This is a genomic window from Cellulosimicrobium cellulans (genome assembly GCF_016907755.1).
Lineage (GTDB): Bacteria > Actinomycetota > Actinomycetes > Actinomycetales > Cellulomonadaceae > Cellulosimicrobium > Cellulosimicrobium cellulans_D.
In genome coordinates this window covers 577629-594856 of the sequence record NZ_JAFBCN010000001.1, presented here as the reverse complement: position 1 = coordinate 594856, position 17228 = coordinate 577629, and the positions used below count along the sequence as shown (strand labels likewise).

Here is a 17228-nt window from a genome sequence, read left to right as displayed (position 1 = left end):
CAATATAGAGGCATGTCGATGCAAGAGCTACCGGCTCTCGGCCTCCGGCGCGAGCCACACGTCGACGCGCACACGATCGGCACCGAGGTCGCCGGCACCGTCGCGACGACGCTCAAGGCCCTCGCCGAGCCGCTGCGGCTGCGCATGCTCTCCTTCGTCGCGACCTCCGCGTCCGGCGAGGCGTGCGTGTGCGACCTCGCCGCACTCACGGACGTCTCGCAGCCGACCGTGTCGCACCACCTGAAGGTGCTCCGCGACGTCGGCGTCCTGGTCTCGGAGCGGCGTGGCACCTGGGTCTGGTACCGCATCGCGCCCGGGTACCGAGTGGCGGTCACGACGCTGCTGGACTCCTTCGCCCCGGCGGCGCTCGGCGCCGCGCACGGCACGACCGTCCTCGCCGGGCTCGACGACGTCGACGCCGCGCTCGACCACCTGGCCGAGGACCTGGCCGGGACCTTCGCCGACGTCCGGTTCGACGTCGTGCAGCGCGTGGTCCGCGAGTCCTACACCGACCTGGCCCGCTCGGCGAAGGTCTCGGCCCACCTGGTGCCGCTCACGGGAAGGTTCGCCCGGCAGCGGCTGAGCGACCTGACCCGCGCCGCGGACGCACGACCTCAGGTGCTGTTCGTCTGCGTCGCCAACGCCGGGCGCTCCCAGCTCGCCGCCGCCCTGCTGCGCCACCACGCCGGCGGCCGGGTCGTCGCCCGCTCCGCCGGGTCCGCACCCGCGGCCGACGTCCACGACGGCGTGCGTGAGAGCCTGACCGCGCTCGGCATCACCGTCGACGACGCGTTCCCCAAGCCGTTGACCGACGACGCCGTCCGCGCCGCGGACGTCGTCGTCACGATGGGCTGCGGCGACGTGTGCCCCGTGCTGCCCGGCACGCGGTACGAGGACTGGCCCGTGGGCGACCCCGCCCTGGCCTCGCCGGCAGGGGTCGCCGCGATCCGCGACGAGCTCGACACCCGCGTGCGCGCCCTGCTCACCGACCTCCTGCCCGACCTCGACCTGCCCGCCGGACCGACCCCCTGATCCCGGGAGACATCACCATGACCGAGAGCCCCACCGCGAAGCCGTCCGTCCTGTTCGTCTGCGTCCACAACGCCGGCCGGTCCCAGATGGCCGCCGGCTACCTGCGCGCCCTGTCCGGCGGGGCCGTCGAGGTCCGCTCCGCCGGATCGGCCCCGGCGGACCAGATCAACCCCGTCGCCGTCGAGGCCATGCTCGAGGAGGGCATCGACCTCCGCGCCGAGCAGCCCAAGGTCCTCACGACCGAGGCGGTCCAGGCGTCCGACGTCGTCATCACCATGGGCTGCGGCGACGCCTGCCCGATCTTCCCCGGCAAGCGGTACGAGGACTGGGCCCTGGAGGACCCGGCCGGCCAGGGCATGGACGCCGTTCGCCCCATCCGCGACGCGATCCGCGCCCGCGTGCTGACCCTCCTCGACGAGCTCGGCGTCACCCCGGTCGCTCCCCCGCGCGGCTGAGGAGCCGGCCGCGCGCCGGTCCGACCCGGGCCCGACGCGCGGCCGGGCGCTCAGCCGTGGGCCGCGTCGCCCGAACGGCCGTGCACGACGCCGGTCGCGAACCCGACACCCACCGGCGCGCCGAGCCCGAGGGTGACCGGCTGGGGCTGCGCCGGGGCGGTGCCGCAGCACGACCCGCCCGCGCTCTCGCCGTCGGCCTCGAGGGCCAGGTCGCTCGAGCAGACGCCGGTCGCCGGCAGGTTCAGCTCGACCGCGTCGGCCGCAGCCTGGTCCCCCGCCAGCGCCGCGGCGATCGAGCGCACCTGCTCGTACCCCGTGGCGAGCAGGAAGGTCGGCGCGCGCCCGTAGGACTTCATACCCACGAGGTAGAAGCCGTCGTCCGGGTGGGCGAGCACCTGCTCACCGTGCGGGGGCACGGTGCCACAGGAGTGCTGGTCGGGGTCGACGAGCGGGGCCAGAGCCGTGGGCGCCTCCACGACCGGGTCCAGGTCGAGGCGCACCTCGCGCAGCATCCCCAGGTCGGGGCGGAACCCGGTCGCGTCGACGATCTGGTGCACGTCGAGGTCCAGGGCGCCGTCCCGCGCGGTCCCCTGGACCTGGACGCTCCCGGCGCCGGGCACGAGCCGTTCGATCGAGACGCGCGTGAGCAGCGTCAGCCGACCCTCCTCGACGGCTGCTCGCAGGCGCGTGCCGAGCAGGCCGCGGGCGGGGAGCTCGCCGTCGGAGCCGCCGCCGAACAGTCGCCGCGCGGAGCCGCCGCGGATCGCCCACGTGATCGTGGTGCCCGGCTCGGACTCGGAGAGCTCGACGAGGCTCAGGAGCGTGTTCGCCGCGGAGTGCCCCATCCCGACGACGAGGGTGTCCCGACCGGCGAACCGGTCGCGCTGAGCGCCGAGCACGTCCGGCAGGGGCCCGGTCACGAAGGACGCCGAGTCCGCCTCGCCCACGGCGGGCAGGCCCGAGGCGCCCAGCGGGTTCGAGGTCGAGAACGTGCCCGACGCGTCGAGCACGGCGCGGGCCAGCACGTCGCGCACCGCGCCGTCGGCGCCCACCGTGCGCACACGGTAGGCGCGGCGGTCCCGCCCGAGCGAGCGCGACTTGTCCGCCCCGTCGCGCGCGACCGCCAGCACCCGTGTCCGGGTGCGCAGTCGCGCCGCGATCTCCGGCGTCGCGGCCAGCGGCTCCAGGTAACGCTGGACGAGCTCCGCGCCGGTCGGCAGGGCGTCGGGGTCCGGCTCGACCCATCCCGTCGGTTCGAGGAGCCGGCGAGCCGCCGGGTCGACGTCGTACCGCCAGGGAGAGAACAACCGCACGTGCCCCCACGACGCCACGGCGGCGCCGGGTCCGTCACCCCCCTCGAGCACGACCGTCTCCAGCCCGCGCTCCCGCAGGTGCGCTGCCGCCGCCAGACCCACCGGACCCGCCCCGATCACCACGACCGGGAGCTCGTCCCGCGCCACCTCGACCATCACCACTCCTCACATTGAAGGTTGTCGATGCGAGCATCGTGCGTCACATATCGAAGGTTGTCAATATGTGGGAGGATGGCCGCATGACGACGACCGCGCTGCCCCTGACGCCCACCGACGACGGGCCCGGCTGCTGCGGTCCTGCGGTCACGCAGGCCGTCGAGCCAGGGGCCGCGCGCGACATCGCGCGCACCTTCAAGGCCCTCGCGGACCCCACCCGGGTCCAGCTCCTCGCGATCGTCGCCGCGCAGGACGGCAGCGAGGCGTGCGTGTGCGACCTCACCGCGCCGGTCGGCCTCTCCCAGCCCACCGTCAGCCACCACCTCAAGATCCTGGTCGACGCCGGCCTGCTCACCCGCGAGCAGCGCGGCCGTTGGGCGTACTACGCGCTCGTCCCCGGCGCCCTCACCCGGCTCGCGGCATCGCTCGCCGACACGGTCCGGGGCTGACGGGCCCGTTCGCCGCGCGCGCCGGGCGCCCGCTCCCTACGCTCGGGCCTGTCGGTCGCGCCCGTTTCGCGCCGATCGGCCGTCGACGGCGGCCGCGCGACGGCGGACGAGGAGCACCATGGCCGAGCTGACCGGATCGATCGAGCTCACACCCCGGTCGGGGTGGCAGCGGTTCTGGGACCGCGGTGGGTGGTGGCGCGCACTCCTCTTCGCGGCGCTCTACATCGCGGTGTACCTCGGCCTCGGCTGGCTCATCGGGAGCACGGGGCTGGGGCCGGACAGCGACGACGACCTGCTCGAGTCCTCGAGCGCGGTGTTCTTCGGCCTGCTCCTGCCGATCCTCGTCATGGGCCTGCTGCTCGTCGCCTATCTGACCTCGATGCGCTGGCGACGCACGGTCTTCGGCCCGCAGCCCGTCGCGGGGCGGCCCTGGATGTGGGTCGCGGTGGTCCTCGTGCTCGCGCCCGTCGTGCTGCACGTCGCGGCGACGGACTGGGCGTCGTACGACGTGACGCTCGTCCTCACCGTCCTGGCGCTCGGCCTGTGCATCGGCTTCGCCGAGGAGGTGCTCACGCGCGGCGTCGCCGTCACGATGCTGCGGCGCGCAGGCTACGGCGAGAAGGCGGTGATGGTGCTCTCGTCGCTCCTCTTCGCGCTGCTGCACTCCAGCAACCTGCTCGCCGGGCAGGAGCTCCTGGCGGTGGGCATCACGATCGTCTACGCGTTCGGGTTCGGCACGATGATGTACCTCTCCATGCGTGTCACCGGCAGCATCGTGCCGGCGATCCTTCTCCACGCCGCGACCGACCCCACGACGATCCTCGCGACGGGCGGAGTCGACGCGCACGGCGCGAACGCCGGTTCGGACGCGCTCAACGCCGTCGCGGGAACGTTCAGCATCCTCTTCGTCGCTGTCGCGATCCTCGCGATCTTCCTCGTCTCCGGCCGCGCCCGGGACACCGCCGCCCGGACGCCCTCCTGAGACGGCCACCGTCGCCCCCGACCCGCTTCGAGCCCGATCCCCGAAATGACCCGACCCGGACCCCCTCGAGAGGCAGGATCCATGAACGCCCTCCGTAACCCGCACGCGACGGGCACGGGCCGCCGGCTCTCCGTGCTGGGCTTCGTCGCCCTCGTCGTCGTCTACCTCGTCGTGCTCCAGGGACTCGGCTTCCTGCTGACCCGCGGCCTCGACACCCGGTACGCGGCACCCACGAGCATCGACGAGCTGTGGCGGTCCATGACGGTGCCGGTCGGCCTGTCCGTCGTCCTGGTGGTCGGCGTCGTCTCCTTCCTCCGCTGGTGGCGACCGGTGTGGACCGACGACCGCCCGGTCCGGTCGTGGCTGATCGCCGTCCCCGTCGTCATGGTCGTGAGCATCCTCCTGGTGACGAACTACGGCGGCCTCGCCTCGAAGGGTGCGGCCTTCACGCTGCTCCTCCTGCTGTCGTGCCTCTTCGTCGGGTTCGGCGAGGAGCTCATGTTCCGCGGCCTGGGCGTGACCGTGTTCCGCACGAACGGGTTCTCGGAGGGCAAGGTCGCGCTCTGGGTGACGGTCATCTTCGGCGTCGCGCACGCGTCGAACCTGATCACCGAGGGCGTCGGGGCGTTCGCCCAGGTGCTCGCGACGATCATCGCCGGCTACTTCTTCTACCTGATACGCCGCCGCACCGGCGGGATCCTCGTCCCGGCGCTCGTGCACGGGGCCTGGGACTTCTCCCTCGTCTCCAACTTCGTCGTCCCGGGCGAGACCCGCCTCCTGCCGACGGTCGCGATCCTCACGATGATCGTCCTCACGGTAGTCGTCCTGGTCGGGCGCAAGAAGATCGAGCCCGCACCGGCCACCGTGTGACGGGCCGTACGGGCACGCCCGTGCCGGGCCGTCAGGACCGGCGCCCGCGCAGCGCGATGACGGGTCCGGAGAACAGCGCGATGCCGAGCATGAACCCGACGTCGTACCAGTTCCCGTTGTTGTTGACCTCGTAGATGCTCACCGTGTCGGTGAAGAGGGACACGATGAACGTGATCGGCAGGATCATCCCCTGCCACAGGCCCCACCAGAACCCGTAGCCGCCGGGGCTCGCGGCGACGTTCGGCCCGGCCGCACAGGCCCCCAGGAGCAGGATCACCGCGACGGCGAGGGCCGCACCGGCTCCTCGTCGCATCGTCGTGGACATGACGCTCACCTCCGTGTACCCGTCGACGGCACCAGTGAACCGCGCTCGCCGCCCGGCGGCGAGGGCAGGACCATGGCGCGCCACCGCGGGCCGGGTGTCGGGGCCGTGCGGCAGGATGGCGGCATGACGCAGAGCACGGACGACGACGCGCCCTCGAGCGGCACCTGGGGCGACCCGACAGGCAACGGCGCGACGGCGGGCGGCGAGCTCATGCTGCTCGACACCGCGAGCCTGTACTTCCGCGCGTTCTTCGGGGTGCCCGACTCGATCAAGGCCCCGGACGGCACGCCGGTCAACGCGGTGCGCGGCCTGCTCGACATGATCGCGACGCTCGTCGGCGACCGTCGCCCGACGCGCCTCGTCGCGTGCTGGGACGTGGACTGGCGCCCGGCGTTCCGGGTCGAGGCGATCCCGTCGTACAAGGCGCACCGCGTCGCGGAGAAGGTCCCCGGGACCACGGGCGTCGAGGAGGTCCCGGAGAAGCTGGTCGCGCAGGTCCCGGTGATCGTCGACGTGCTCGCGGCGCTGGGCATCGCGCGCGTCGGCGCGGCGGGCTACGAGGCCGACGACGTCATCGGCACGCTCACGGCGCGCGAGGTCGCGCGGCGCGCGGCCGCGGGCGTGGCGCCGGACGCGTCGGGACGGGCCGCCGTCGAGGTCGTCACCGGCGACCGCGACCTGTTCCAGCTCGTCGACGACGCCGCCGGCGTGCGCATCCTGTACCCGACGAAGGGCGTGCGGAACCTCGACGTCGTCGACCAGGCGCGCCTCACCGATCGGTACGGCATCCCGACGGGCGCGGCCTACGCGGACATGGCGGTGCTCCGCGGCGACCCGAGCGACGGCCTTCCCGGCGTCCCCGGCATCGGGGAGAAGACGGCGGTCGCGCTGCTCGCGAGGTACGGCGACCTCGCGGGCGTGCTCTCCGCCCGGGACGCGGGGGACCCCGGCCTGACGGCGACCCAGCGCCGTCGGCTCACCGAGGCGGCTCCCTACCTCGACGTCGCCCCGCTCGTGGTCCGCGTCGCCCCGGACGCGCCCGTCGGGGAGGTCCACGACGCGCTCCCGACCGCCCCCGCGGACCCCGACGCGCTCGCGGAGCTCACCGAGCGGTGGGGCCTCGGGACGTCGGTCCGGCGCCTGCTGGACGTCCTGGGCGGCTGAGCCCGCCGCGCGGCCGCGTCGCGCACGACGCAGGCCGCTCACGACGCGGGCCGCTCACTTCGAGGCGGCGGCCGCCTCGGCGAGCTGGGGGACGTACTGGTCGAGCATCCACGGGATGGAGAGCACGGTCGGGGCGCTGCTCGCCATGACGAACGACTCGCCGACGATCGGGGCGAACCGGCCCTGCTGCACGGACTCCATCGCGCCGACGGACGGCAGCGCGGTGAACGCGTCGACCTCGTCCTGGCTGCCGAAGTACATGACGAGCACGTCGGTGTCGATCTCGCCGAGCCGCTCCTCGCTGAGCCCGTAGAAGTACGTGCCGTCGTCGGGCGAGGCGTCGAGCTCGGCGACGCTCGGGCTGAGCGTCATGCCCATGTCCTCGAGCAGGTCGACGCGCGGGTCGTCGGCCCGGAAGACGTTGAGCGTGCCCGGGGTGTTCGCCGAGGCGTAGACGAAGGTCGTGCCGGCGAGCTCGGGGTGGTCGGCCGCGAGCGCGGCGACGTAGTCGTCGGTCTCGGACCGGAGCGCCGTCGCCTCGTCGCTCTTGCCGAGCGCGGTGCCGACGACCTCGAGCTGGTCCTGCCACGGCAGCGCCCACGGCTGGTCCGGGTACGCGACGACGGGCGCGACGTCGGACAGCCGGTCGAAGTCCTCCTGCGTGATGCCGGAGTAGGGCGCGAGGATGACGTCGGGCTGCGCGGCGGCGATCTCCTCGAACGGGACCTCGCCGGTGTCCGAGCCGGACAGCAGGGTCGGTGCCTCGCCGCCCAGGTCCTCGATCGCGTCCTCGTCCCACGGCAGGATCCCGGCCTCGCCCCCGCCGTAGTCGTTGCGCGGCATCGCGACGGGGACGACCCCGAGCGCGAGGACCGCGTCCTGCGTCGACCAGCCCCAGGTCACGACCCGCTCGGGCTGCTCGGGGATGACGGCGTCGCCCAGGGCGCTCTCGATCGACACCGGGAAGGGGCCGCCCGCGGCCGGTGTCGTGGTCGCGTCGTCGGCCGCTCCGTCGTCGGATCCCGCGGAGCAGCCGGCGAGCACGAGCGCGCCGAGCGCGAGGGTGGCGACCGCGGCGGCGCGGTGCGGGGCGGAGGACGTCGAGCGACGCATGGGATCTCCCAGGGGAACGGTGGCGCCACCGAGCACGGCGGCAGAGAAAGGTAAGGCTAGCCTCATCCCGGCACGAGGAACGCGGCGCGGCCCGTGGGATGGCTCACAGCGGGCAGACTGGGTGCGCCGCCGGGCACCCGTGGCGGCATCCGACACCCGAGACCCCGCCGGGAGGCGACCCGTGGCCCTCGTCCGCTGCTCCTTCTACTCCGACGTGCTCGAGGTGAGCACGACGATGACCGTCGTGCTCCCGCAGGCCACGACGACCCAGATCGGGATGGCCGGGTCCGCGAGCGCCCGCACCGAGGGCGCGCCGGTGCTCTACCTGCTGCACGGCATGAGCGACGACGAGACGATCTGGACGCGCCGGACGTCGATCGAGCGGTACGTCGCCGACCGCGGGCTGGCCGTCGTCATGCCGCGCGTGGAGCGCAGCTTCTACGCCGACGAGGTGCACGGCCACCGGTACTGGACGTTCCTGTCCGAGGAGCTGCCGACCCTGGTCGACCAGTTCTTCCGGGTGTCGTCGCGCCGCGAGGACACGTTCGTCGCGGGACTGTCGATGGGCGGGTACGGGGCGTTCCGCTGGGCGCTGCGCCACCCCGAGCGGTTCGCGGCGGCGGCGAGCCTGTCCGGGGTCCTCGACCTCGCCGACGAGTCGTACCGGGAGCGCCGGCTGCCCGACGTCGAGCGCGTGTTCGGCGACCGGGAGATCGCCGGGTCGGACGACGACCTGCTCGCGCTGGTGCGCCGGGCCGCCGCCGAGGGGCGCACCGCCGACCTCCCCGACCTCTTTCTCGCGTGCGGGACGGAGGACTTCCTCGTCGACGGCAACCGGGCGTTCGAGCGCGTGGCCGATGAGTCCGGCGTGGCGCTGCGGTCGGAGTTCTCGCCCGGGACGCACGAGTGGGGCTTCTGGGACCGCACGATCCAGGACGTCCTCGACTGGCTGCCGCTGCCGGGCACGCCACGAACCTGAACCGCTGCCCTCCCTACTCCGTGGGCCACGTGTCACGCACCGTGCCCGCGCGTCGTCGTGTGGGTGACCGCACCTAGCGTCGAGACGCGCACACCGCGACGAAGGGGACCACCACCATGACCACCTCTGCCACCACGCTCCCGCCCACCGACGTCGCCGCGCTGCGCGACCGCGTCGCGGGCCGCGTCCTCGCCCGCGGCGACCTGCCCGACGGCGGCCCGACCGCCGCGGAGGCCGTCGCCGCCCACAGCACGCTCGTCACGCACGACCCCGACCTCGCGGTGCTCGCCGCGACCGAGGACGACGTCGTCGAGGCGGTCCGGTTCGCGGCCCACCACGGGCTGCGCGTGCGCGCCCACGCGACGGGCCACGGCGCGGCCGCCCCGATCACGGACGGCCTGGTCCTCGGGACGGGCGACCTCGCCGGCGTCGAGGTCGACCCGGGGACCCGGGTCGCGCGCATCGCCGCGGGCACGCGCTGGAAGGCCGTCGTCGAGGCGGGCGCGGAGCACGGTCTGCTCCCGGTCACCGGGTCCTCGACGGGCGTCGGCGTCGTCGGGTACACGCTCGGCGGCGGGTTCGGCCCGCTGACGCGCAGCCACGGGCTCACGACGGACTGGGTCCGCGGGTTCCGGGTCGTGCTGGCCGACGGTTCGGTCGTCGAGGCGAGCGCGGACTCCGAGCCGGACCTGTTCTGGGCGCTGCGCGGCGGTAAGGGCGGCCTCGGCGTGGTGACGCGCGTCGACGTCGAGCTCGCGCCGCTGCGCACGCTGTACGCGGGGGCGCTCACGTTCGACGCACCGCACATCGAGGACGTGCTGCGCGGCTGGGTCGCCTGGACCGCGACCGCGCCCGACGACGTCACGACGTCGGCGGTCGTGCTCGCCCTCCCGGACCTGCCGTTCATCCCGGAGCACCTGCGCGGTCGCACGGTGCTCGCGCTGCGCTTCGCCTACCCGGGCGACGCCGCGGAAGGCGAGCGCCTCGCCGCGCCGTTGCGGGCGCTCGCCCCGGTCCTGGCCGACACGGTCGGCGAGATCCCGACGACCGCCGTCGCGACGATCCACTCCGACCCCGAGGACGCGGGCCCGTCGTGGGTCTACGGCGCGGGCCTGCGGGCGGTGGACGGGGACTTCCTCGACCGGTTCCTCGCGGAGCTCGGGCCCGGCAGCGGGTCGCCGTTCGTGGCGGCGGAGCTGCGCCACGTCGGCGCGGCCGGCGCTCGCGACGTCGACGGCGGGTCCGCCGCGGGCGGGCGCACGGCCGGATTCCTGTTCAGCCTGGTCGGCGTCAACCCGCCGCGCGTGCCGGACATGGTCGACGCCGCGGCGTCGTTCGCGCAGTGGTCGCAGCAGTGGGCCGCGACGGAGACCAACATCAACTTCCTGCCCGGCCCGTGGACGGACGAGACGCTCGCCCGGGCGTGGTCGCCGGAGACGGCGGCGCGCCTCGCGTCGGTGCGGTCGGCCTACGATCCGACGGAGCTGTTCGCCTGGCGGGTCTGACCTCGCGCCCCGGGCGCCCTGGGCGACAGGGCGCCCGTCAGGGTCGCGCGACGGGCCCGTAGCCCGTCCAGCGCAGCTCGCGGGGCAGGTGACCCATGTCGTTGGCGACGACGAGCGCAGGCCCCCGGTCGTCGCGGTACTCGATCGTCGTGAGCGCGGCGTTGCCGGAGGGGAGCCGGAGCCAGCTCTCCGGCGGCGCGTCGAGGGCGTGGCGCACCAGCCAGGCGACCTGGAACGCGTGCGTGACGAAGCACCTCGTGGGTCTCGACCTCCGCGGGGTGGGCGAACCTGCGCGTCAGCGCGGCGGCCAGGCGCGCGCCCTCGGGCGCCTCCGCGCGGTCCTCGTCGTCGAAGAACCCGGCCCACCCGGGAGGTACCGGGTCGGGCAGGTACGGCACGTGGTCGACGAGCTCGGCCGCCTCCCGCACCGGGACGCCGGGGAGCTGCGCCCCGACGATCGCCACCGACCGCGCCGCGCGGGGCAGCGGCGAGTGCCAGACCGCGTCGATCGGGAGCGCGGCCAGGCGCCGGCCGGCCAGCTCGGCCTGCCGCTCACCCTCCGCGCTCAGCTCGCCGGAGGGATCTGCCGCGCCGTGGCGCAGCACGTGCAGGTGTCGGGTCGCCATGCGCGGACCGTACCAAGCGCCGTGCGCCGACCGGCGGCCCGCCCTCCCGCAACGATCACGCCCCGAACAGGGCCGTGAGCCGCGGGAGTCGGCGCGCGTTCTCCGCGTCGTCGTCGAAGTCCCACTGCTCGCCGGCGGGCTCGCTGCGCGCGTGCCCGGTGGCCGTCCGCTCGCGTGCCGCGTAGTACGCCTCGTCGTCCTCGCCCGTCGCGAGCGACCACGCGTCGCCGACGAGCGAGTCCAGCGACTCGTACCCGAACCAGGCGGACCCGCCGTCGACCAGGGCGGCGACCACCGGGTGGTCGGCGAGGGAGTCCGGGTCCGACAGCGCGCGCTCGAACGTCGCGCGGCCCGCGAGGAGGAGCCCGTCGCGGAAGTCCAGGAAGCCGTCGTCGCTGCACCCGCCCTCGACGAGGTACGCGGCGCCCCACAGCGGCCACGCGTACGCGTCGTGCGCCAGGCCGCCCGCCACGTCGACGAACGCGAGCATCTCGTCCGCGGTGAGCCGCTCGACGAGAAGGTCGGTCAGGGCGCCGGGAAGCGGGTCGTCCTCCGCACCGCGGTCGTCGGCACCCGTGCCCGCCCGGTCACGCGCGGCGTCGACGATCTCCCAGAAGGTCTCTCGATCCATGGCCCGGACGGTACGGCCGGTCACCCACAGTCGCTGGTCGCCCGGCGACGTCAGTGGTCCGGACCTGGTCTACGGGACCGCCCGGGCCCCGGCGCGGCGGACCCAGCGTCGCTGCCACGGCGTCTCGACGGCGCGCGGCCGGTAGTGCGCGCGGACCCAGGCCACGGCGTCGTCGGGACGGACGCCGCCCCAGACGGCGAGGAGCGCGAGCGCCGTGCCGGTCCGGCCGGTCCCACCACCGCAGGCGACCTCCACGCGCTCGTCCGCCGCCCGGTCGTAGGCCTCGCGGAGCGTCTCGACGGCGTCCGGAGTGGACCGCGGCAGCGCGAAGTCGGGCCACCGGACCCAGCGCGACTCCCACGCCGTGGCCGGCGGCGGCGTCCCGGTGAGGTAGACGCCGAGCTCCGGCGCGTCGTCCGGCCCGGGCGGCCCGGACCGGAGCCCGCGGCCCCGCACCCGGCGCCCGTCCGGCAGCTCCACGACGCCGTCGCCCCGTTCCCACGAACCCATGCGCTCCTCCTCCGGACGCACCCGACGTCTCCGGGTCACGAGTCCAGGCGGTAGAGCTGCTCGACCACGTCGGAGCCCACGCCCGGGGCGTACGACGTCTCGCGCCCGCCCTCCACGAACCCGGCGCGGGTCAGGACCCTGGCGGACCCCACGTTGTGGACGGCGACGCGCGCCATCAGCGGTCGTTCGCGCTCGACCGCCAGGAAGGCCGCCAGGGCGGCCGACGCGATCCCCCGTCCCCACAGCGCCGGGTCGACCCAGTACGTGACCTCCCGCTCCCCCTCCATGGTGAAGCTCCCGATCGTCCCGACGAGCTCCCCGGCGTGCTCGACGGCCAGCACCGTGCACGTCGGGTCCGCGCGGATGCGCTCGTAGTGACGGTCGAACGCGGCGCGGTCCGACGGGTCGGCCCGCGTGAACGCCGCCAGCGCGACGGCGGCGGGGTCGCGCTCCCACCCGAAGAGCCGGTCCAGGTCACCGTCCGCGAGGCCGCGCAGTCGAACGTCCATGCGCGGCACCGTACGCCCGGGGTCCGACGCGGGGGGTCGCCCTCCCCGCGGCGGGGCGGTGCCGTGGCCCGCGAGGTGTCAGGGGCGCGCGTGCTCGAAGATCACTGTGGTGCTGGTCCCCGCGACCTCGGGCCGCACGCTGAGCGTCTTGGAGACCAGGTCGCGCAGGGCGTCGGAGTCGGCGACGGCGACGTGCAGGAGGAAGTCGCGGTCGCCGGTGACGAAGAAGACGCCCTCGACGTCGGGCAGCGTGAGCAGGTAGTCGCGGAACGCCTCGAGGCCCTTGCGCGCGCCCGCCTGGAGCCGGATCGCGATGAGCGCCTCGAGCCCGCGGCCGAGCGCGGCCGGGTCGACGTCGGCCCGGAAGCCGCGGATCACGCCCCGGTCCACGAGGGCGCGCACGCGCGCGTGGCACGTCGACGCGGCGATGCCGACGCGGGCCGCGATCGCCGCGTTCGTCGCCCGCGCGTCGGTCGCGAGGACGTCGAGGATGCGGCGGTCGACGTCGTCCAGGACGACGGGTCGAAGATCCTTCGGCACGGGGAGCCTCCTCTGACGGTTCCTTGAAGGTCACCGCGGTCGCTGCCCGACTCTGTGACGATCCTTCGGAACATCTTGCCGCACACCGAAGGATCCACCACGCTGAAGGGGTTGCGACACCATCCCGTCGCACGCCAGCCACGCGCCCGCCTCGCCACCCGCGAGGCGGGCGTCGGTCGAAGGAGCCCGGCGTGAGCACGACCTCTCGTCCCCGTCCCCGCACCCACCGCCCCCGGTCCGCGTCGCCGGGCCGAGCGCCCCGCACGGCGGTCGTCGTCGGCGCCGGGATGGTCGGCCTCGCGACCGCCTGGCACCTCCAGGAGCAGGGTGTCGAGGTCACCGTCGTCGACCGCGAGGGCGTCGCCGCCGGATCCTCGTGGGGCAACGCCGGGTGGCTCACCCCCGGCATGGCGATGCCGCTCGCCGACCCGTCCCTGTGGACGTACGGACCGCGCGCCCTCCTCGACCCCGCGGCACCCCTGCACGTGCCGCTGCGGTTCGACCCGCGCCTGTGGGCGTTCTTCGCACGCTTCATGGCGCACGCGACGCAGCGCCGCTGGGACCACGCGATGGCGGCCCTCACCCCGATCGACCGCGTCGCGCTCGGCGCGTTCGACGAGCTCGCCGTGGGCGGCAGCCTCGGCCACGGCGTCGAGGCGGGGACCACGCCCGGACCGTTCACCGTCGCGTTCGAGCACGTGCGCGAGGCGCGGCCGTTCCTCCGCGAGCTCGAGCACGTCGCCGCGGCAGGGCAGACCGTCCCGGTCCGGCGCGTCGAGGCCGGCGAACGCGCCCACCAGCTCACCGACAGCGTCTCCACCGTGTACGCCCTCGAGGGCCAGCGCTTCCTCGAGCCGGGACCGTTCGTCCACGCCCTCGCCGACTCCGTGCGCGCCCGCGGCGGGCGCATCCTCACCGGGCTCGAGGTCCTCGACGTCGAGCCCGGCCGCCTCGGCGCGTGCGTCTACGCGCGGGCCGTGCACCCCGACGCCGCCGCACACCCGGCGCTCGTCGGCGCGGCGGGGGACCCCGGGCTCGCCGGGGCGAGGGACACGAGCAGGGCGAGCGACGCCGTCGGGCACGACGCCGGGGCGTCGCGCCGGGCCGGGTCCCCCGCCGAGCGCGAGGAGGGGGTGGTGCTGCGCGGCGACGCCGTCGTGCTCGCGACGGGTGCGTGGCTGCCGACGCTCGCCGCGCCGCTCGGCGTCCGCACGCGCGTCCAGGCCGGGCGCGGCTACTCGTTCACCGTGAAGACGGACGAGCCCGTCGAGACGCCGATCTACCTGCCCGCGCGCCGCGTCGCGTGCACCCCGTACCAGGGGCGGTTCCGCATCGCCGGGACCATGGAGTTCCGCGGCCCGGACGAGCCGCTCCAGCCGCGCCGCATCGAGGCGATCCTCGCGTCCGTGCGGCACCTGTTCCAGGGCGTCGACCTCGACGACCGTCACGACGAGTGGGTCGGGTCGCGCCCCGTCACGCCCGACGGCCTGCCGCTCGTCGGCGCGACCCGCACCCCCGGCGTCTACGCCGCGGGCGGCCACGGCATGTGGGGCATCGTCCTCGGCCCGGCGACGGGCCGCGCCCTCGCCCACCTGATCACGACCGGCAAGACCCCGGACGAGATCCGCCCCTTCGACCCCCTGCGCTGACCACCCCTCCCCCGCCGAACACGACCTTGCTGTCGTTATCGGACCGATAACGACACCAACCTCGTGCTCGGCAGCGCGCAGAGTCGTGCTCGACGGCGGGTCGCGGGCCGGGCGCGCGAGCTCGCCGGCAGCGACGGGGCGGGGGCCGGGCGGGCCTACGCTGGCGCGCATGGACCTCGCGCGCTCGATCCCGCTGTTCGTGCTCGCCGCGCTGCTGGAGATCGGCGGGGCGTGGCTCGTGTGGCAGGGACTGCGCGAGCACCGCGGCTGGCTGTGGATCGGGGCGGGCGTCGTCGCGCTCGGGCTCTACGGCGTCGTCGCGACGCTGCAGCCCGACGCGAACTTCGGCCGCATCCTCGCCGCGTACGGCGGGGTGTTCGTCGCCGGCTCGCTCGCGTGGGGCATGGTCGTGGACGGCTTCCGCCCGGACCGCTGGGACGTCGTCGGCGCGCTGCTCTGCCTCGCCGGCGTCGCGGTCATCATGTACGCGCCGCGCCCGGAGTAGCCACAGCCTGGCGGCGCCGCGCCTCCGCGACCCGACCGCCGCCGTCGACCACGACTCTGTGCGCTGTCGAGCACGACCTTGCTGCCGTTATCGGGCCGATAACGACACCAACCTCGTGTTCGGCGGGAAGGCCGGGCGGGTCAGGGGACGACGGCGGGCTGTGCGGGCGCCGGGACGCGGTCCTGGGGGCGCTGAGCGAACGGGCGGATGCGCTCGAGGTAGTCGGCGATGGCGTCGCGGTTCTTCTCGAGGATGCGGAGGCGGTCCTCCAGGCGCGCGAGCTCGGTCTCCAGGAGCGCGATCTTGTCCGGGTAGGCGTTGTGCAGGTGGATCTCCGGCGCGTTGCCGAGGCAGGGCAGGAACTCCTTGATGATCTTCGTCGTGAATCCGACCTCGAGCAGCCCGCGGATCTGGAGCACGCGGTCGACCAGGTGCTCGCCGTACTCGCGGTACCCGTTCTCGGCCCGCTCCGGCGTGAACAGGCCCTGCTCCTCGTAGTACCGCAGGAGCCGCGTCGGGGTCCCGGTGCGCCGGGACAGCTCGCCGATCCGCACGTGATCCACCTCACCGGGTCGCCCCGCTTGACCTTCACATCAATGTCAGACATCCATGCTAACCCCATGTCCACGACGAGCACACCCACCACCTCCCCCGCGGCGACCGTCCCGGACCGCGGCACCACCACAGCCGACGCCGCTCGTCCCGCGGGCGCGCGCGGACCGGGCACGCTGCCGGTCGGCGCCCTCCTCGCGCTCGCGGCGTCGGGGTTCCTCACGCTGCTCACCGAGATCCTCCCCGCGGGCGTGCTGCCCGCCATGGCCGCCGACCTCGGCGTCGGCGCCGGTGCCGCCGGGCAGACCGTCACGGCGTTCGCGGTCGGCGCCATCGTCGCCGCGATCCCGCTCACGCGCGCCACGGCGCGGTGGGACCGCCGCACCCTGCTGCTCGTGACGGTCGCCGGGTTCGTCGTCGCGAACACCGTCACCGCGGTCTCGTCGTCGTTCGCGCTGACGCTCGTCGCGCGCTTCGCCGCCGGGCTCGTCGCCGGGCTCACGTGGGCGCTCCTGCCCGGGTACGTGCGCCGTATCGTGCCCGCCGACCGTGTCGGGCGCGCCATGACGATCGCGATGGCCGGGGGTCCGCTCGCCCTCACGCTCGGCGTGCCCGCGGGCGCGGTGCTCGGCGCCGCCGTCGGGTGGCGGTGGACGTTCGGCGTCCTCTCGCTCGTCGGCCTCGGCCTGCTCGCCTGGGTGCGACTCGGCGTCCCCGCCGCCGCGGGCACCCCGCGCGGCGCCCAGCTCCCGATCCGCGCCGTGCTCCCCCGTCCCGGGCTGCGGCCCGTGCTCCTCGTGACCGGACTCAACGTGCTCGCCAACACGTCGCTGTACACGTACGTCGCGATCCACCTCGCTCACCTCGGCCAGGGTTCGCGGACCAGCGCGCTGCTGCTCGTGCTCGGCGCGGCGTCCGCGGGCGCGCTCGTGCTCGTCGGGGCGCTCATCGACCACCGGTTGCGTGCGCTCACCCTCGGGTCCGTCGTCGTGTTCGCTCTCGCGATGCTCGTCCTCGGCCTCGCGCCGACGTCGACGGTGATCGTCGTGCTCGCCGTCGCCGCGTGGGGTGCCGCGTTCGGCGGGGCCGGCACCCTCTACACGACCGCCGCCGCCCGGGCCGCGGGCGACGGCGCCGACGTCGCGCAGTCCGCGCTCGTCACCGTCTGGAACACGTCCGTCGCGCTCGGCGGTGCGGTGGGCGGGGCGGCGCTCGCCGTCGCCGGCCCGGCCGGGCTGCCGTGGGTCTCGCTCGCCCTCATGGTCCCGGTCCTGGCGACCGTCGTCGCGGGCCGGCGCCACTCCTTCCGCTGACCCGCTCCTCGGCGGCGTGGCGCGGGCTTCCCGCCGGGCGGGGTCTCTGC

Annotated in this window: 20 protein-coding genes and 1 pseudogene; 11 read left to right on the top strand and 10 right to left on the bottom strand. The window is 74.9% G+C overall.

The window, feature by feature from the left end:
- Nucleotides 1-12: 12 nt before the first annotated feature.
- Together JOE63_RS02595 and JOE63_RS02590 are read left to right on the top strand one after the other, a co-directional pair.
- The gene (locus JOE63_RS02595; RefSeq protein ID WP_374058982.1) at nucleotides 13-1032 is read left to right on the top strand and encodes a metalloregulator ArsR/SmtB family transcription factor; all 1020 of its coding nucleotides are present in this window, start codon (nucleotides 13-15) and stop codon (nucleotides 1030-1032) included.
- Nucleotides 1033-1049: 17 nt separating this feature from the next.
- A complete protein-coding gene (locus JOE63_RS02590) occupies nucleotides 1050-1487 on the top strand; it encodes an arsenate reductase ArsC (RefSeq protein ID WP_204538906.1) in 438 nt (145 codons plus the stop codon).
- Nucleotides 1488-1537: 50 nt separating this feature from the next.
- Here the strand turns inward: JOE63_RS02590 and JOE63_RS02585 are convergent, their stop codons facing one another.
- Entirely contained in the window at nucleotides 1538-2956 is a 1419-nt protein-coding gene (locus tag JOE63_RS02585; protein WP_204538903.1) for an FAD-dependent oxidoreductase, read from the bottom strand.
- An 83-nt stretch (nucleotides 2957-3039) separates the two neighbouring features.
- Here JOE63_RS02585 and JOE63_RS02580 point away from each other — a divergent pair, with 83 nt between their 5' ends.
- The 3 genes from JOE63_RS02580 to JOE63_RS02570 all read left to right on the top strand — a co-directional run bounded on the left by JOE63_RS02580 (nucleotide 3040) and on the right by JOE63_RS02570 (nucleotide 5257).
- Nucleotides 3040-3405, top strand: a complete 366-nt coding sequence (locus JOE63_RS02580; protein WP_087470603.1) for an ArsR/SmtB family transcription factor — start codon at nucleotides 3040-3042, stop codon at nucleotides 3403-3405.
- A 118-nt stretch (nucleotides 3406-3523) separates the two neighbouring features.
- Nucleotides 3524-4387, top strand: a complete 864-nt coding sequence (locus JOE63_RS02575) for a CPBP family intramembrane glutamic endopeptidase (protein WP_204538900.1) — start codon at nucleotides 3524-3526, stop codon at nucleotides 4385-4387.
- A gap of 81 nt (nucleotides 4388-4468) precedes the next feature.
- Nucleotides 4469-5257: a CPBP family intramembrane glutamic endopeptidase gene (locus JOE63_RS02570; protein WP_087470601.1), complete on the top strand. Its 789-nt coding sequence runs from the start codon at nucleotides 4469-4471 to the stop codon at nucleotides 5255-5257.
- 31 nt (nucleotides 5258-5288) lie between these two features.
- Here JOE63_RS02570 and JOE63_RS02565 read toward each other — a convergent pair whose 3' ends face one another.
- Complete coding sequence (locus JOE63_RS02565) at nucleotides 5289-5582, bottom strand: hypothetical protein (RefSeq protein WP_204538897.1); 294 nt, start codon at nucleotides 5580-5582, stop codon at nucleotides 5289-5291.
- 210 nt (nucleotides 5583-5792) lie between these two features.
- On the opposite strand from JOE63_RS02565, the gene JOE63_RS02560 reads away from it, so the two are divergent.
- Nucleotides 5793-6746, top strand: coding sequence for a 5'-3' exonuclease (locus JOE63_RS02560; protein ID WP_204543402.1), 954 nt, complete (start codon nucleotides 5793-5795; stop codon nucleotides 6744-6746).
- Between the two features lie 54 nt (nucleotides 6747-6800).
- Here the strand turns inward: JOE63_RS02560 and JOE63_RS02555 are convergent, their stop codons facing one another.
- Nucleotides 6801-7859 (bottom strand): iron-siderophore ABC transporter substrate-binding protein, encoded by a 1059-nt coding sequence (locus JOE63_RS02555; RefSeq protein WP_204538892.1) that lies wholly within the window; start codon nucleotides 7857-7859, stop codon nucleotides 6801-6803.
- Nucleotides 7860-8040: 181 nt separating this feature from the next.
- On the opposite strand from JOE63_RS02555, the gene JOE63_RS02550 reads away from it, so the two are divergent.
- Both JOE63_RS02550 and JOE63_RS02545 read left to right on the top strand, forming a co-directional pair.
- A complete protein-coding gene (locus JOE63_RS02550) occupies nucleotides 8041-8838 on the top strand; it encodes an alpha/beta hydrolase (RefSeq protein ID WP_204538888.1) in 798 nt (265 codons plus the stop codon).
- 116 nt (nucleotides 8839-8954) lie between these two features.
- Complete coding sequence (locus JOE63_RS02545; RefSeq protein ID WP_204538883.1) at nucleotides 8955-10343, top strand: FAD-binding oxidoreductase; 1389 nt, start codon at nucleotides 8955-8957, stop codon at nucleotides 10341-10343.
- Nucleotides 10344-10380: 37 nt separating this feature from the next.
- Here JOE63_RS02545 and JOE63_RS20785 read toward each other — a convergent pair whose 3' ends face one another.
- The 6 genes and pseudogenes from JOE63_RS20785 to JOE63_RS02520 form a co-directional block, all read right to left on the bottom strand.
- The gene (locus JOE63_RS20785) at nucleotides 10381-10560 is read right to left on the bottom strand and encodes a hypothetical protein (RefSeq protein ID WP_307839903.1); all 180 of its coding nucleotides are present in this window, start codon (nucleotides 10558-10560) and stop codon (nucleotides 10381-10383) included.
- A gap of 250 nt (nucleotides 10561-10810) precedes the next feature.
- Nucleotides 10811-10969, bottom strand: a pseudogene (locus JOE63_RS20780) (histidine phosphatase family protein); the annotation flags it as partial.
- Between the two features lie 55 nt (nucleotides 10970-11024).
- Nucleotides 11025-11600 (bottom strand): DUF4240 domain-containing protein, encoded by a 576-nt coding sequence (locus tag JOE63_RS02535; protein ID WP_204538880.1) that lies wholly within the window; start codon nucleotides 11598-11600, stop codon nucleotides 11025-11027.
- Between the two features lie 69 nt (nucleotides 11601-11669).
- Nucleotides 11670-12110: a protein-tyrosine phosphatase family protein gene (locus JOE63_RS02530; RefSeq protein WP_087472662.1), complete on the bottom strand. Its 441-nt coding sequence runs from the start codon at nucleotides 12108-12110 to the stop codon at nucleotides 11670-11672.
- Between the two features lie 35 nt (nucleotides 12111-12145).
- Entirely contained in the window at nucleotides 12146-12619 is a 474-nt protein-coding gene (locus JOE63_RS02525; protein ID WP_087470596.1) for a GNAT family N-acetyltransferase, read from the bottom strand.
- Nucleotides 12620-12697: 78 nt separating this feature from the next.
- Nucleotides 12698-13159 carry an Lrp/AsnC family transcriptional regulator gene (locus tag JOE63_RS02520; RefSeq protein WP_167551027.1) on the bottom strand — a complete coding sequence of 154 codons (462 nt, stop codon included), beginning with the start codon at nucleotides 13157-13159 and terminating at the stop codon, nucleotides 12698-12700.
- Nucleotides 13160-13350: 191 nt separating this feature from the next.
- On the opposite strand from JOE63_RS02520, the gene JOE63_RS02515 reads away from it, so the two are divergent.
- Together JOE63_RS02515 and JOE63_RS02510 are read left to right on the top strand one after the other, a co-directional pair.
- Nucleotides 13351-14808 (top strand): NAD(P)/FAD-dependent oxidoreductase, encoded by a 1458-nt coding sequence (locus JOE63_RS02515; RefSeq protein ID WP_204538877.1) that lies wholly within the window; start codon nucleotides 13351-13353, stop codon nucleotides 14806-14808.
- A 169-nt stretch (nucleotides 14809-14977) separates the two neighbouring features.
- Nucleotides 14978-15313, top strand: coding sequence for a YnfA family protein (locus tag JOE63_RS02510; RefSeq protein ID WP_087470594.1), 336 nt, complete (start codon nucleotides 14978-14980; stop codon nucleotides 15311-15313).
- Nucleotides 15314-15453: 140 nt separating this feature from the next.
- Here the strand turns inward: JOE63_RS02510 and JOE63_RS02505 are convergent, their stop codons facing one another.
- Entirely contained in the window at nucleotides 15454-15867 is a 414-nt protein-coding gene (locus tag JOE63_RS02505) for a MerR family transcriptional regulator (RefSeq protein WP_204538874.1), read from the bottom strand.
- 66 nt (nucleotides 15868-15933) lie between these two features.
- Between JOE63_RS02505 and JOE63_RS02500 the strand changes: the two genes are divergently transcribed.
- Nucleotides 15934-17178, top strand: coding sequence for an MFS transporter (locus JOE63_RS02500; protein ID WP_204538871.1), 1245 nt, complete (start codon nucleotides 15934-15936; stop codon nucleotides 17176-17178).
- The last annotated feature ends 50 nt before the right edge of the window (nucleotides 17179-17228 follow it).